Annotated in this window: 11 protein-coding genes, 1 tRNA gene and 1 pseudogene; 5 read left to right on the top strand and 8 right to left on the bottom strand. The window is 71.5% G+C overall.

The features are described from left to right. Window positions 1-2: 2 nt before the first annotated feature. The 4 genes from AB0F40_RS20010 to AB0F40_RS19995 form a co-directional block, all read right to left on the bottom strand. Complete coding sequence (locus tag AB0F40_RS20010; protein ID WP_357471487.1) at window positions 3-272, bottom strand: helix-turn-helix domain-containing protein; 270 nt, start codon at window positions 270-272, stop codon at window positions 3-5. Window positions 273-460: 188 nt separating this feature from the next. After that, window positions 461-533 (bottom strand) — tRNA-Ala (locus AB0F40_RS20005). Between the two features lie 101 nt (window positions 534-634). Beyond that, the gene (locus tag AB0F40_RS20000; protein ID WP_357471484.1) at window positions 635-1,609 is read right to left on the bottom strand and encodes a hypothetical protein; all 975 of its coding nucleotides are present in this window, start codon (window positions 1,607-1,609) and stop codon (window positions 635-637) included. 234 nt (window positions 1,610-1,843) lie between these two features. Beyond that, on the bottom strand, window positions 1,844-2,401 hold the full coding sequence (locus AB0F40_RS19995; protein WP_357471560.1) for a GNAT family protein: 558 nt from the start codon (window positions 2,399-2,401) through the stop codon (window positions 1,844-1,846). 281 nt (window positions 2,402-2,682) lie between these two features. Here AB0F40_RS19995 and AB0F40_RS19990 point away from each other — a divergent pair, with 281 nt between their 5' ends. Continuing rightward, on the top strand, window positions 2,683-3,327 hold the full coding sequence (locus tag AB0F40_RS19990; protein WP_357471481.1) for a 5-formyltetrahydrofolate cyclo-ligase: 645 nt from the start codon (window positions 2,683-2,685) through the stop codon (window positions 3,325-3,327). 38 nt (window positions 3,328-3,365) lie between these two features. Here AB0F40_RS19990 and AB0F40_RS19985 read toward each other — a convergent pair whose 3' ends face one another. Continuing rightward, window positions 3,366-5,927: a penicillin acylase family protein gene (locus AB0F40_RS19985; protein ID WP_357471558.1), complete on the bottom strand. Its 2,562-nt coding sequence runs from the start codon at window positions 5,925-5,927 to the stop codon at window positions 3,366-3,368. Between the two features lie 313 nt (window positions 5,928-6,240). Here AB0F40_RS19985 and AB0F40_RS19980 point away from each other — a divergent pair. Further along, window positions 6,241-6,339 (top strand): annotated as a pseudogene (locus AB0F40_RS19980) (FmdB family zinc ribbon protein); the annotation flags it as partial. 62 nt (window positions 6,340-6,401) lie between these two features. Here the strand turns inward: AB0F40_RS19980 and AB0F40_RS19975 are convergent. Continuing rightward, window positions 6,402-6,587: a hypothetical protein gene (locus AB0F40_RS19975; protein ID WP_357471562.1), complete on the bottom strand. Its 186-nt coding sequence runs from the start codon at window positions 6,585-6,587 to the stop codon at window positions 6,402-6,404. A gap of 146 nt (window positions 6,588-6,733) precedes the next feature. Between AB0F40_RS19975 and AB0F40_RS19970 the strand changes: the two genes are divergently transcribed. Continuing rightward, window positions 6,734-7,576 (top strand): RcpC/CpaB family pilus assembly protein, encoded by an 843-nt coding sequence (locus tag AB0F40_RS19970; protein ID WP_357471478.1) that lies wholly within the window; start codon window positions 6,734-6,736, stop codon window positions 7,574-7,576. Between the two features lie 158 nt (window positions 7,577-7,734). Further along, window positions 7,735-8,160, top strand: coding sequence for a large conductance mechanosensitive channel protein MscL (gene mscL / locus AB0F40_RS19965; protein ID WP_357471475.1), 426 nt, complete (start codon window positions 7,735-7,737; stop codon window positions 8,158-8,160). Window positions 8,161-8,279: 119 nt separating this feature from the next. Here mscL and AB0F40_RS19960 read toward each other — a convergent pair whose 3' ends face one another. Together AB0F40_RS19960 and AB0F40_RS19955 are read right to left on the bottom strand one after the other, a co-directional pair. Then, window positions 8,280-8,645: a hypothetical protein gene (locus AB0F40_RS19960; RefSeq protein WP_357471472.1), complete on the bottom strand. Its 366-nt coding sequence runs from the start codon at window positions 8,643-8,645 to the stop codon at window positions 8,280-8,282. A gap of 262 nt (window positions 8,646-8,907) precedes the next feature. Continuing rightward, complete coding sequence (locus AB0F40_RS19955) at window positions 8,908-12,936, bottom strand: hypothetical protein (protein WP_357471469.1); 4,029 nt, start codon at window positions 12,934-12,936, stop codon at window positions 8,908-8,910. A gap of 588 nt (window positions 12,937-13,524) precedes the next feature. On the opposite strand from AB0F40_RS19955, the gene AB0F40_RS19950 reads away from it, so the two are divergent. Beyond that, window positions 13,525-14,766, top strand: coding sequence for an MFS transporter (locus tag AB0F40_RS19950; protein ID WP_357471467.1), 1,242 nt, complete (start codon window positions 13,525-13,527; stop codon window positions 14,764-14,766). Window positions 14,767-14,896 lie beyond the last annotated feature (130 nt).

The raw sequence follows: 14,896 nt of genomic DNA, 5'->3' as shown, positions 1-14,896 counted from the left end.
GCTCACCACCCCGACCCGGTGCCCGCACCCGAGCCATCGGTGGTGCCGTCCGCGTCCTCGACGGCCTTGGCAGCGTCGGCGCACGCCTTCAGCCAAGCCCGGACATCAGCCTCCGCGAACAGCAGGTGTCGGCCGATCTTGTACGCCTTCGGAGCCCGGCCGTGCTTGCGCCACGTGTGGACCGTGGCAGGGGTCGTACGCAGGAACGCGCAGAGCTCGTCGAGAGTCCACATCGGGGTGCGGTCCAGTCGTTCCTCGGGCTCTGCGCTCATACCCCTCATGAGTCCAGCGGCCACCTTGAGCCACCTCGGACCATGGGCACTGAGCGGCACCCGTGGGCGCTCAAACCGTGTCACGAACCGTGTCATCCTCGTTGCACCATTCCTTCTCTAGGTGCCCTGCGAGGAACGTCGAAGGCCGCTGACCTGCTCTTTCGAGCGGTTCAGCGGCCTTCACCGGGTGGAGCTAGGGGGATTCGAACCCCCGACCTCTTCATTGCGAACGAAGCGCGCTACCAACTGCGCCATAGCCCCTCGGACTGCAGAAGACTAGCACTTCACCGCCGGTGATCCGCAACTTGGCCGGGTGTCGCGCGGGTCACGAACACGCGACCCGCGCTACCTCACTAGCCATGTCACCCAGCCGCTCGACGTCGCGCCAGGATCTCTTCCAGCGGCTTGCCCAGCGTCTCGGACTTCGTCCGCGGCGGCTCGCCGCGCAGCAGCTCGTCCTCGCCAACCGGGTCCGTCCCGGCCGGCGCCGCGCCGGACACGGGCACCGACGGCGGCGCGGAGGCCGGGCCGGCAGAGAGCTGACGGCCGGTGCCGCTCGGCTGCGACGCCGAACCGGTGGTCGCCGTCGGACCCTTGGGTGCGGTCGACGAAGGTGGGAGCGCCGCGGGCTGACGCTGCGGCGCCGCAGGCTTGGTCACGTAGGTGGGCAGCGGAACCGGGACGGGGTCCCAGGCGCGCCCACTCGGTACCGCGGCCCGCTCGGCCGGCTTCTCGTCCTCCGTCGCCAGCTCGGTCTTGGGCGCCGCCTTGGGCTCTTCCTCGACAGGGACCTCGATGACCTTCGGCTTCGTCGGGCCGTCCAGGATCTCGTCGAGCACGTCCTTGCGGGCGACCCGTGGGATCGCCTGCGTCTCCGTGCTCGAGCCGTGCGTGGCCAGGCCGGTGACCTGCGCGCGGTTGCGCGGCGCGTACGGGCCACCGTTGGCAAGGGCGCGCGCCTGCGTCGCACGCTGCCGTGCGGCCCGCACGGTGGCCTGCCACCGGGCGTCCGCGCGTCGTGCTGCCCGGGCCGCACGACGGCCCAGGAAGAGCACGAACAGCAGCATGGCCGACGGCGCGACGGCCATGCCCCAGTGCAGCCGGTCGAATCCGACGAGTGCCCAGCCACCGATGCTGCACACCAGCAGGAGCGCCGAGACGATAAGGCGACGCCGCGCACGCGCAACTCGCCGCGCACGCCGCTCGACCCGGCGGAGGCGCTCCGCGGTCAGCGGTCGGCCACGGACCATGATCTGGAGCGGGTGCCCCTTCGAGGTCGGACGAGCGACGCGCGGCACGCCCTGGCCGGTCCCCCGCGGCTTGCCGTCAGTAACCATCGCTCCTCCTCTCCTGTCGGAGCCACTCATCGCGACGATGCGCAGCCCCACCGAAAACCGGTCGGTCACCCGCGATTCCGCGAGCTCTGACCGATGGCGCACCAGGGTTGGCAGCCAATAGCCCAACCACAGGACGAATAGCACTGCGGCTATCAGTCCTGCAGTCGATTCCACGACACGACGTTAGGCGAGCATCGCCACGCCCAGCCGCACCGCGCACGGCGTGTCCCGCCGTCAGGGCGCGTCCCGCAGACGCTGCCAGCGCGTCAGCAGCCCCTCCGGGACCTCCTCGCGGGTGACCGCGAAGGTCCGGTGATCACGCCACTGGCCCTGGATGTGCAGGAAGCGCTCGCGCACCCCTTCGTCCCGCAGCCCGAGCTTCTCGACCACGCGCAGGCTCGGCTTGTTCTCGGGCCGGATGTTGATCTCGATGCGGTGCAGGCCAAGGAAGAAGGCGTAGTCGGTGGCCATGGCGACGCCTGTGGGGATAACGCCCCGTCCGGCCACGCTCTGGCTGACCCAGTAGCCGATGCTCGCCGAGCACATCGAGCCCCACGTGATGGACGAGACCGTCAACTGCCCCACGAGCGCGCCGTCGAGCTCCACACCGAACGGGAGCGACGTCCCGGCCCGCGCCTGCGCGGAGAGGGAGCGCACGTACTCGCCGAACGTCGAGGCGATGTACCGGTTCGCACCGGGCGCCGTCGCCTCCCAGCGTTCCAGCCAGGCTGCGTTCTCGGCTCGGAGCCGGGACCAGTCCCCCGCGTCCCGACGTCGGAGCGGGCGCAGCACGACTGCCCCGGCCGCCGTGTCGTCGCGCAGCGTCACCGGCCATGGCTTGGCCACCGTCCATCCCTTCACAAACTTTCCCGTCGCGCCTTCTGGCGCATCTGACTTGCTCGACGGCATCATCGTTCGCCCCTTGCCACGTCCCATGACGAATCCCCGCGTTGGAGAGGGTCTACCACGCTCGGTGGTCCGGGACCCGTCGAGCAGCCGCTCGGTCATGTTCTCGCCTTCTTCGTACGCTGTTCGTAACAATCTTGTCTCGGAGTCTTGGCACAATAGCGGTCATGAGCGGCATCTCTGTTCCGACGCCACAGCCGTACCCCGTCCTACCCGGGATGGAGACTGGTGACGCCAAGGAAGAGCTCCGCCGCGCGATCCGCGCGCAGCGCGGCCACCGGTCGGCCCGTCAGCGGGCACAAGCGGCCGAGTCACTTGCGGACATCATCGAGTCAATTCCCGAGGTTCGCGACGCGGGATGCGTCGCCGCGTACGCCGCCCGCAGTGCCGAACCAGGCATGGGGCCACTCCTGGACCGCCTCACGGGGCGCGGAGTCCGCGTGCTGCTCCCGGTGCTCGGTGCGGGCCTGGCCCGCGACTGGGCCGACTACACCGGCCCGGACGACCTCCTGGAGCGCGCACCCGGCCGCCCGCCCGAGCCCGGTGGTCCCACGCTCGGCACCGACGCCACCAAGCTGGCCGACGTCGTCCTGGCGCCCGCCCTCGCTGTCGACACCCGCGGGGTGCGGCTCGGTCAGGGCGGCGGCTGGTACGACCGCGCCCTCACCCATCTGCGGCCGGGCGCGAACGTGATCGCCGTCGTCTTCCCCGAAGAGGTGTACGACGCCGCGGCGCACCCGCTGCCGCGCGAGGAGCACGACATCCTGGTGCACGCCGTCGCCACCACCGCCGACTGGCGCTGGCTCGGTTGACCGCCGCTGGAGGACAGCCCGACCGACGGCGGCCTACCTCACGGGGTGAGGATCAGCTCGTCCTCTTGCGCGGCGTCGACCGCCTCGGCGCTGAACGGCCACGAGAAGGTCTCCCCGTTCGCCCACGCGTCGAGCTGGTCGTCGTAGTGCTCCGACGCCGGGTGTGCGGACGTCCCGGTGACCACGACCCAGGTGGACGCGTCGAGGTCCGCCAGATCGACGACCATGCGCATCGACGGGCCACTCGTCACCTCGAAGTTGCCGCTGGAGGCGTCCCACGACGTGGCGTTCACGATCGAGGTTCCTCCTCCGACCTTCACCGGCAACGGGTTCATGTACGCCGCGACCGGCGCCGGGACGCCTGAACCGCCGAGCACCAGGTGCTCCAGGCGCAGCTGGTGCAGCGTTCCCCACTCCCAGTCGCTCGTGTCCTTGCCGAGCGCGACGGTCAGGTCCTGGCGTGCGCTGACCAGCGCCTCCGTGAGCACCTGGTCGCGGCTCTCCACGACCGCCACCGTGGAGTTGTCGTCCCAGAACTCATCGTCCGGGTCGCCGAGCATGCCTTGGATCACGGCGAGCCAGCGGCTGCCGCCGTCGGGCCACATGGACTCCGGCAGCTCGTCGTTGAACGTGGCCTCCAGGAGGTTGCGCCACACCGCGGCGAAGTACGCCGCGGCCGCGGAGTCCTCGTCCATGGAGTAGTCGTCCCAGTCGGCGAGGAGGGCCTGTCCGTCGGATTCGTAGCCGGCCGGGAGGTTGACCGCGAGCAGCACGGGCACCAGGGTGTCCGCGAACACGCTCCACTGGTCCATCTGCATGTCTGACATGTCGGCGGCCGAGAGCTTGCTGCCCTGCGCGATCTGCTCGGTGAGCAACGTGCGGATACGTTCCGACCGGTACCCGTAGTCCCAGTCATGGGTGAGGAACGGGCCGCTGTCGCCGGGCAGCACCGCTTGGTTCGCCGCGACGACGAAGCCTTCCTTGGGGTCGACGACGCCCGGCATCTGCTCCTGGGGCACGTAGCCGGTCCAGTCGTAGCGAGCGTCCCAGCCGGGGCGCGGCCAGGTCCCGTCGGACGCCACCGCGCCCGGGACGTTCGCCCGCACCGGGATCTTGCCAGGAGCCTGGTAGCCGATGTGTCCGTCCGTCGTGGCGAAGACGATGTTCTGCGCCGGGACCTCGAACTTCGCGGCCGCCGCCTTCATGTCCTCCGCGTCCTTCGCCCGGTTCATCTCGAACACGGCGTCAGCGGTGTGCCCGGGCTTGAGCGCCGTCCACTGCAGCGAGATCTCGTATGACGGCGCCTGGCGGTACTGGCCCAGGTTGGTGCCGTCCTCCACTGGCGACTGGCGCACGGCGTCCATGGTGGCCTCGTCCATGACGGACGAGATGATCGGACCGTGCACAGTCCGTCGGACCTCCAGGTCGACCGGACTGCCGCCGTCGACGCGGATCACCTCGGTCTCCTTCTCTATGGGTACCCACTCGTCCGCACCACGCAGGTAGGTGTCGTTGCGGACCCGCTCGATGAAGAAGTCCGTGACGTCGGCGCCCATGTTCGTCAGGCCCCAGGCAATGTCCGCGTTGTGTCCGATGATCACCCCTGGGAAGCCGGAGAAGGAGAACCCGGACACGTCGAACGGGCACTCCGGACCCACCTGGTTGCAGTGCAGGCCCACCTGCGCCCAGACGCCGGGCGCGGCGAGGTCGAGGTGCGGGTCGTTCGCCAGCAGCGGCTTGCCCGACTCCGTGTACTCGCCCGACACCGCCCACGAGTTCGAGCCCGTGCCCTCGCCCCGGGCGATCTGCACGGGCACCGCCTCCAGCGCCTGCTGCGCCGATTCCAGCGCCTTGGCCAGCTCAGGGCTCTCGTACACGCCCTCGGTGCCCGACGCCGTCTCGGTCGCCTGAGTCTGCTGCGTCGCCTCGGGCGTGCGCACCTCGGCGGGGTCGAGGATGGTCGCGTTACCCGTGTCCGAGTAGGCGGGGAACAGCTCCGCGACCCGCGACGCGTCGCCCAGCGTGCTGTAGGCCAGCGCCCGGTCGATCTCGTCCTCGTAGTTGCCACGCAGGTCCCATGCCATCGCCTTGAGCCAGGCGAGCGAGTCGACGGGGTTCCACGGCTCCGGCTCGTTCACCTCGACGCTGACGTCGAGCACCGTGTACTCCACGGCCGTCTCGGCCGGGTCGCGGTCGGCGATGTAGGCGTTGACGCCGTCCGCGTACGCCTGGAGGTACTGCCGCGTCGTGTCGTCGAGGATGTTGAACTCCTCCTCCGCGACGTGCCGCCAACCGAACGTGCGGATGACCTTGTCGGCCTGGATCGCGTCGGCGTTGTTGCCCACGAGCTCGGCCAGCCGGCCGGCGGTCACGTGGCGGCGGTAGTCCATCTCGAAGAAGCGGTCCTGCGCGTGCACGTAGCCCTGCGCGCGGAACAGGTCGGCGGCGGAGTCCGCGTAGATCTGCGGCACGCCCTGGGCGTCGCGGCTGACGCGGACGTCCGAGCTGAGTCCCTCGACCTGCACCTCCCCCGAGTGCTCCGGGAGCGGACGGCGCCCGGTGAGCCAGCCGAAGGTCGTCAGTGCGACCAGGATGAGCACCAGGACGACGGCTGTGCCGACGATGAACTGACGGACACGAGTGGTACGGGTACGACGGGGCTTGGTGCGTCGCGCTCCGTCGGAGGTGGCAGTTTCGGCGGGCTCTAAGGGCTCGGCGGAAGTGGTCGCGGACACGCAGTGGAGACTACCGTCCGCCCCTGTGCTTGAGTGAACGCACCCCGGTGAACACCCTCGGGAGATCCTGGGACTATCCCCCGCCGCTCGACCGTTACTATTGGCACTCGGAAACCCCGAGTGCCAGAGCCGGATCCGGGCGCGTGCGACGCCCCGCCCGGCCTGACGTCCAAGAGGAGTGCACGTGCCCACCTACGCGTACCGGTGTGCCGACTGCGGCCACGCGTTCGACATCCACCAGGAGTTCAGCGACTCGTCGCTGACCATCTGCCCCGAGTGCCAGGGCCGGCTCCGAAAGGTGTTCAGCTCAGTGGGCGTCACCTTCAAGGGTTCCGGTTTCTACCGCACGGACTCGCGCAGCACCTCGACCAACAGCACCGTGAAGTCCGGCAAGGGCGAGTCCTCGTCGTCCTCCGGGTCGTCCGGCGGCTCGTCGTCGGACAGCTCGAGCTCGTCCTCGTCGTCGAGCTCCTCGGGCTCCTCCGGTTCCGCGTCCAGCGGGTCGAGCGGGTCCAGCACACCCAAGGCCGCCTCGGCCTGACCGGGCAGCGACCCGCTCGACGGGCCGCCAACGGTGCGAGCCCGACCACAGGCGGCTCTTCTCGCCTGTCGTGCACAAGCGGCCCGACGACGGCGCCACGACCCCGCCCCGGCTGCATAACGTCTTCGGCATGGGACTCCTCGACACCATCGCCGAACCAGCCGCGCGCCACGGTTCGCCGCCCTCCTCCGACCCGCGTACGCCGTGGGGCCGGGCGGTCGGAGCCGCACCGCGTCGCGGCTCGCGCACGGGTCTCGCCGGTCTCCTGTCTCGTCCAGCTCGGTCCCGACCGGGTCAGGAGAGTCCGGGTGGGCCGCGCTCGGCGGCGTCTCGTCGGCTCCGACGGGTCGTGTGGCGCTGGCGCTTCGCCCTGGCGGCCGTCCTGTTCGGCTTGGCTGCCGCGCTGGCGGTGCACGTCCTGCGCCCTCCACCGCCCCCGACCGTCGACGTCGCGGTGACCGCGCGGCCCGTCTCTGCCGGTACCGAGCTCACCCGGGACGACGTGGTCCTGCGCGCCATCGCCGCCGACCTCGCCCCGCCCGGTGCGGCCCACGCCGTGCGCAGCCTGCTGGGACGCGCGGCGGTGGTAGCACTTCCAGCGGGTGCGCCGCTGCACACCACGCTCGTGTCCGACGCCGGCGTCTCCGCCGCCGCGCCGCACGGCACCGTGGTGGTCCCCGTTCGCCTGTCCGACGACGCCGTCGCCGCCCTGCTGCGCCCCGGCGACCGGGTCGACCTGCTGTCCGGGACGACGTCGGGCAGCGCGCAGGCCGAATCGCCCCAGTACCTCGCGCGCGGAGCGCTCGTGCTCCCCGTCCCTACCGGACGCGAGCCGGAGGGGGCAGGCGGGCTGCTCGGTCCGGCATCGGAGGCCGACCGGCCGGTCACGCTCGTCGCGGTCGCCCCCAAGGATGCGCCGGAGCTGTCGGCGGTCTCGGGCTGGGGCTCGGTGACGGCAGTGCTGGTTCCGTAGGTCGATTCGTAACGTTGGTCGGGCATAGTGGGGCAAACAACGCCGCAATTCTGCCGAATGTCCGTTCGAGGTGCGGAACCTGCAAATGAACCGCAGAATCCTTGACCGGGTCGACCCTCGCGGCCCACGACCAACGCGAACAACTGCAGGGGACCACAATGCTTCAGGGCTTCAAGGAATTCATCACGCGCGGCAACGTGCTCGACCTCGCGGTCGCCGTCGTGATCGGCGGCGCCTTCTCCGCTGTGATCAACGGCCTCGTCGAGGGCATCATCATGCCGCTCATCGGCTGGCTCGTCGGCGCACCCAACTTCGCGGGTATCGCGTTCAGCATCCCGAACTGGCGCGGAGGGTCCACCGAGTTCCCGATCGGCGTCTTCATCCAGGGCCTGATCATGTTCCTGCTGATCGCGGCAGCGGTCTACTTCTTCGTGATCGTCCCGATCAACAAGCTGAAGTCCCTCCGCAAGTCCCCCGAGGAGGTCGTCGAGGAGGCCGCTGCCGAGGAGGTCGTGCTGCTCACCGAGATCCGCGACCTGCTGCGCGCACAGTCGGGCACCGCCGCGGCCCCCAACTCCAACTGACCGTGCGTTCCGGCGCAGGCGAGTAGGGGCGTGTGATCGGTAAAAGGTCAGGTAGTCGGCAGCTCGAGCTGCCGAATACCTGACCTTTTACCGATCATCTGACGTCGTGACTGTCGCGGTCAGCCCCAGTGCGGCGGGATGTCCCGCCGGAGCTGCTCATCGTTCGAGCCGTGACCGCTGCCACGAGAGCCGGGACCGCCGGCGGTCCCCTCCCCCCAGCCGGCAGGGCGTTCATCAGCACTGACACCCAGCACGGCCTCGCGCTCGGTCCCGCGCCGCACGGCACGCCGAGGACCTCGCCGTCGCGGACCGCCGTCGTCGTGCACCGGATCAGCGGGGCGCTCGGGATCGGCAGGGCACTCCGGATCGGCGGCGCACACCTGATCGGCGGGTTGCACCGGATCGGCGGGGCGCGCCGGATCGACGGGGCGCGCCGGATCGACGGGGCGCGCCGGATCGGCCGGCTGGTTCACGGACTCACTCACCGAACCATTGTCGCCCGTGCGGCCCGCGTCAGGTCCCGCCGTGCTCAACCTCACGAACACCGCCCGGACGCAGCCAGCAATGTCCGCCTCGAGAATGACCTCGGGTACCGATTCGAGCGGAATTCGGTACCCGAGGTCATTCTCGAGGCGGACCTGCTGACCAGACCCACCGGACCCACCAGTCAGCCGACCCACCGGACCACCCGGCCACCCAGCCACCCGACCGCCCGGCCGATCAGCCAGCCGGCCGCCCGACCAGCCCTCAGTCGTCCAGCACCTGGGGAACCACCAGCTCCGCCGCCGGCGACACGCCACCCTCGACGCCCACCCGGGCGTCACGCACGGACATCACCACGCGCCGCACCCGCTCGGCCTCGGCGTCCGGGTCCAGGAACGCGGCCGCCGACCACACCTGCGCCACGACCCACCCGAGCCGTTCGAGCCGCTCCGCGAGCTGGCGGTCACGCACGCGGATGGAGGGCTCGGCCACGTAGGCGGCGTCATCGGTCAGGACGGCCACCAGGAGCTCCCCCGGCAGGTCCGGGTGTCCCACCGCGAGCGGGATCCGGTCACCGCCGGGCAGCCCGTAGTCGGTCTCCACGACGAGGCCAGAACGCCACAGCCGCTCACCCAGGTCCACGACCAGGCGGTCCACGGACCGGGCCACGTCCACGCCGTTGCCGATCTCCACCTGATCGGCGAGCCCCGAGCGCTCCTCGGCGAAGGACAGCACCTTGGCCAGCATCTGCGGGCCGGGCCCGCGCAGCCGCTCGGGGTCGAGGTCGGAGGCCGGGAAGCAGGACACCACGTGCAGCCGCTTGCGCGCAGCCCCCAGCGAGCCGAGCAGCATCGCGTCGCCGCCGCCGTCCCCGAGCACGCCGAACCGGTGCAGCACGCGGCCGTGCGGCGTCCGGCCGAAGCCGAGGGTGAGCACTATCGTGTCGCGCGCCAGCCCGGCCACGCCGGTGACGTCCGCGACGACGACCGGCTCTGGCCGCGACCCGGCGAAGAACGGCGCCAGCGCGGGATTGGCCCGCACCTCCGCGAGCAGCCGCTCCCGGATGCGGTCGGCGTGCGCCGCGGTCACGGTGACGATGCCGAAGGTCTCCTCCGGCCGGGTCATCGCGTGCTCGATCGCGAGGTCGACCACCCGCTCCACCTCGGCCGTCGTCGACTCGACGGTGCCGGAGGCCGGGTCGGGCATCCCCGCACCGTCCACGAGCGAGAAGTGCACCAGCGCCTCGGTGCGCGGGACGGGCGCCGGGCGCATGATGCCCTCGTACCCGTGTGCGGCCAGCAGCCCGGTCAGCTGCGGGTCGCGGCGAGCAGGCTCCGGCTGCAGCGTGACGCGCGGCAGCAGTCGCGCCAGGTCTCGCACCGCGGTGCCCGACGCCGACCGCGGGTCGCCGACCACTACGATCTGCCGGCCGCGGGCCAGTGCCGGCACGACGACCTCGACCGGCACGTGCTGCACGGCGTCGAGGATCACCAGGTCGACGCTGCGTTCGGCGGGCAGCAGGTGCGGCACCATCGTCGGCGTCGACACCCAGGTGGGCCGCAGCCGCCGCACGGTGGACCCGTGCGCGGACACGAGGTCCCGCATCGAGCTCAGGCCACCGTCGACGAGCGTGGCGTAGAGCGCCTCGGCGTCCTCCCGCTCGTCCCGCATCGCCCCACCGAGGTGCGCACGGACCGCGGCCCGCACAGGAGCGGACAGCGAGGCGACGTGCCGCCGGTCGAGCTCGCGGAACCGCCTGGCGAGGGCATCCAGCCCCGCTCCGTCCTGGCCCGCGAGGTCGGGCTCCGTGGCCAGGATCTGCTCGAACACCGAAGACCACCACGACAGCTCCAGCTCCGGGCCCACGAGGTCGACCTCCACCCGGCGGTCGGTGAGGTCGTCGACCAGCTCCCCCAGGCTCGCCTTGCGCAGGCGGCGCAGGACAGCCGTGCGCTCGGGCAGGGGGGTCAGCGCCTCCTCCGTCTCCGCGAGCGACGCGAGCCGCTGGACCAGAGCGAACAGGTCGAGGTCGAGCAGCCCGCCGCCCGCGTGCGACGAGCGCAGCACCGGCTCGAGCGCCTCGAGGTCGATGCGGACCGCCTCGTACGTCTCCTCCACGCCGGCCAGGCCCTCCGGCAGCGTGGGCCAGCCGCCCCGCGGACACTGCGCCTGCCACACCTCGCGCTGACGCTGCACCTCGACGAGAGCCGTGTGCATGTCCGGCACGCGGACCCCCGGCCGCACCATCTCGCGGGCACGCCGCTTCAGCCGACGGCGCGCGAGCCAGCCCATCTCGACGCCCTGCTCGGCGCGCGTCTTCCGCGACGCCGTCGCCTGCACCATGTCGGCGGCGGTGCGCTCGAAGACCATCGGCTGGAACACGTCGAGCGTGCCCCGCATACCGCCCAGCATCGTGAGCTGCTCGCCCCACTGGTGCGCCGTCGACGCCTTGACCAGGCCCGTCACCCGCGCGACGTACTCGATCTGCTTGCGCAGCTCCGGCAGGGTCTGCTCGACCAGGCGAGTGACCCTGGTGAGGGCCGACCGCGCGTCGTCGTCGGTCAGGATGTGCGCGCCGAACCAGGGGCTCGACGACGACTTCAGCGTGAACGCCCCCAGCTCGGCCGCCCGCTCGAGGTCGGCCGCGAGCTCGGCACGGCGCCCGGTGCCCAGCGCAAGGACCGACTCCGGGTCGAGCCGCACGCGGGTCGCCGGGGCCGGCCGCTCGGAGGTGAGCCGCGCGAGCGCCTGCAGGGCGTCGTACGCGGAGACCCGCCACGGGTCGCGCACCCGGTGCAGCGCCCCGATGTAGCCGGCGAGCTGCGCCCGCGAGCCGATCAGCGCATCGCGCACCCTGGCCACCTCGTCGGCGTCGATGCGCTCCTGTGCGGGCGCCATCGCCTCGAGGAGGCGGCGCGACGTCGAGGTCCGCCAGGTCGGGACGGGCGCGATGTCGAGCAGCAGACCGCCGAGTCCGAGGGACTCCAGCCGCGCGGCCAGCGCGTCGGCGGCCCGGCGGTGGCCCGGCACGTAGAGCACCGACCGGCCGCTCGCGTTCGCCTCGGCGACGACGGCGGCCAGCGTGCCGGCGACGTCGGACCCGACCGGCCCGTCGACGAACAGGTGGCTACCCGTCGCCAGCGCGTCCACGACGTGCCGCTGGTGGGGGTCCAGGTCGCCGACGCCGCGCTCGTGCGCCGGGTCGGCGTCACCCACCCGGGGCTCGGGAAGCTCCACCCTCTCCAGGCGTCGCACCGAGCTGTCCACACCGCCGAGCGCCGAGACCACCTCGTGCTGCCCCAGGGAGGGGCCGAGCTCGTCGAGGTCGTCGACCAGCACCTGTCCGGGGTGGACGAACGTGCCGACCAGCACGCGCCGGTCCAGCTGGAACTCGCCCAGCACCGCCGACCCGAGGCTCGCCACGCGGTCCAGCACGTCGGTCGGGTTGAAGCCGGCGAGCGTGAACGTCGCCTTGGCCAGCGCGGCCGGGTCGAGCAGGGCGCCGTGGGCGCGCAGCGTGCGCGCCACGACCGGGTTGATCTCGGCCGTCGGGTCGAGCGTGATGTCGTAGTCGCCCTCGCCGTCGCTGCGCGGCGTGAGCATGACGGGGCGCAGCAGGACAGGCGCGCGCACCACGCGCGGCTCGTCCTCCCCGGTGTTGTCCGACGGCGTCCCCGTGCGGCCCGCAGGCATGGCCAGCGTCACGATGGGGACGGAGCCCGTGAGGGCCGGTGCATCGGCGGGACTGTCGGCGGATTCGTGCTCGGCGGCGGGGGCGACGCTCACGGGGCCGAGCACGCGCGTGATGGCCTCCATGTCGTTCGAGTCGCCACCGGGGGCAGGACGCTCGGTCCACGTGGCGACACCGATCGCCAGATAGGTGGGCGACACCCCGTAGCGCTGCGCGTGCTCGGCGGAGCGCGCGGCGACCGCCCGCGCGCGACGGCGGGCTGCCGGCAGCGCCCCGGCCTCGCGCACCAGGTTGGACAACCGGGTGGGCCGGCCGGCGAAGAGCTGGGCGACACCCGAGGGATGTGCGGCCGACAGGTCGATGACCGCCTCGCCCAGCAGTCCGACGTCGGCCAGGGAGGACCCCCCGGCGAGCTGGACCAGCCCGGCGCGCCAGTGCGCGACCGACTCGGCCATGGGGTCCCTCGCGGCTCTCGAAGCCTCCTCCGCTGCCAGCTCGGTGGCCGGGTTCACGGTCTCGTCCTTCAGCGCGGCCGAGAGCTCCTCGGACAGGTCGGCCGAGATCTCAGGGGCGGCTGCGGTCTGGCGGCGTGCAGCGTTCACACCAGCACGCTAACCGTGTGGCGTCCGCAAGGGCCGGACGCCACGCCGCGCGACACGCCGGGTCCGCGGAACTCCCGGGCGTGTCATACCCACGGGTCAACCAAGCGACCTGTGGGTCTGACAGGTCAGGACGGCACCGGGTCCGCGGCGTCAGGACGCGAGCGCCGGCGGGTGTTCCGGGGAATGCAAGAGCCCCTTCGGCAGGGGGTCCGAAGGGGCTCCGCAGACGGGCCTGAGCCCGACGGGGTATGACAGTGCGCACCGCGCAGGGGGCGGGCGATGCGCACCGTCTTGTGAGAGTCTGCACCTGTTCCCGGCGGACGTCAACACCGACTCGGACGATCGTCCAACTCGGTTTCCAGCGAGGGCGAAAACGTTATTGACCCCTCTGCTTCATCCGCCGCGCGGCGGGCTCTTCCCCGGTATTCCGCCGTTCCCGCCCCGCGCACTCGTCGTACCGGCGACCGGGGCAGAACCGCCCTGACCAGCCCGCCGAAGCGCCGTCCGGCGTCGCGTAGATCACCCGCTCCGGGTGCCCACCCGAGCGGGACGAAAAAGCCTGGACACCGTGCCTAAACTCGAAGTTTTGTGAGCAAACTCGTCGAGGCCGTCCTCCCCCGCAGGCTCGGCCGGTCGTTCCGGTGGCTCGTCGCCTCGTCCTGGACGAGCAACATCGGCGACGGCATAGCACTCGCTGCCGGCCCCCTGCTGGTCGCGTCGCAGACCGACAGCGCGTTCCTCGTCGCGCTCGCCGCGATGCTCCAGCGACTGCCGTGGCTCCTGTTCGGCCTCTGGGCAGGCGCTCTCGCCGACCGCCTGGACCGCCGGCTCGTCGTCATCATCGCCAATGCGGTCCGCGCCCTGGTCATCGCGGTCCTGTGCGTCTTCGTCGGCGCGGGGACGGTGAGCGTCACCATGGTGCTCACGGCGATGTTCCTCTACGGGGTCGCCGAGGTCTTCGCCGACACGACGCAGCAGACCCTCCTGCCGACACTCGTGCGACCGGCGGACCTCGGCACCGGCAACCAGCGCATGCAGGCCGGGTTCCTCGCGGCCAACCAGCTCGTGGGCCCGCCGCTCGGCGCGTTCCTGTTCGCCGCGGGAATGGTCTGGCCGTTCGTGGTGCAGGTCGTGTGCGTGGCGCTGGCGGTCGTGCTGGTCGCCCGGATCACGGCCCCGGCCGGCACCTCCTTCACCAACGTCCGCGACTCCGAGAGCCATGTCCGCAGGGACATCGCCGAGGGCCTGCGCTGGGTGTGGCACCACGCGCCGGTGCGCACCCTGTGCATAGTCATCCTCGTCTTCAACATCACGTGGGCCGCGCCGTGGGGCGTGCTGGTCAAGTACTCGCTGGACCACCTGCACATGAGCGAGGTCGGTTACGGCCTGCTCACCACGGCGACGGGGCTGGGCGGCGTCGTGGGCGTTCTCTCGTACGGCTGGCTGGAGCGGCACGTCAACCTCGCGACCCTCATCCGCGTCTGCCTGACGCTGGAGGTGCTCACGCACGGAGCTTTCGCCCTGACCACCACGGGCTGGGTGGCGATCGCCCTCATGTTCGAGTTCGGTGTCTACGTGTTCGTCTGGGGCACGCTGTCCACCACGATCCGGCAGCGCGCAGTGCCCAAGGAGTTCCAGGGCCGCGTGGCGTCGATCAACATGATCTGCGTGTTCGGCGGCCTGGTCCTCGGGCAGGGCATCGGCGGCGTCATCGCGGAGTACTGGGGGTTGGTGGCCCCGTGGTGGTTCGCCTTCGCGGGCGCCGGCGTCACCCTCCTGCTGGTCTGGAGGTCGCTGAGCCACGTCGCCCACGCCGGTTCGGTCAGATGAGCCGCCTGGCGGACGGCGATGAGTACCGAACTCGCGGATTCGGTCGGTTGGGATGAGATCGGTCGGTTGACTTGACCGACGTCGACAAGACCGAGGCACTCTTCGCGCACGAGCAGATCGACGCCGTGAT

It is taken from the genome of Promicromonospora sp. NPDC023987 (assembly GCF_040639055.1).
In the GTDB taxonomy this organism is placed as follows: Bacteria; Actinomycetota; Actinomycetes; order Actinomycetales; family Cellulomonadaceae; genus Promicromonospora.
This window is presented reverse-complemented; position numbering and strand designations above follow the sequence as displayed.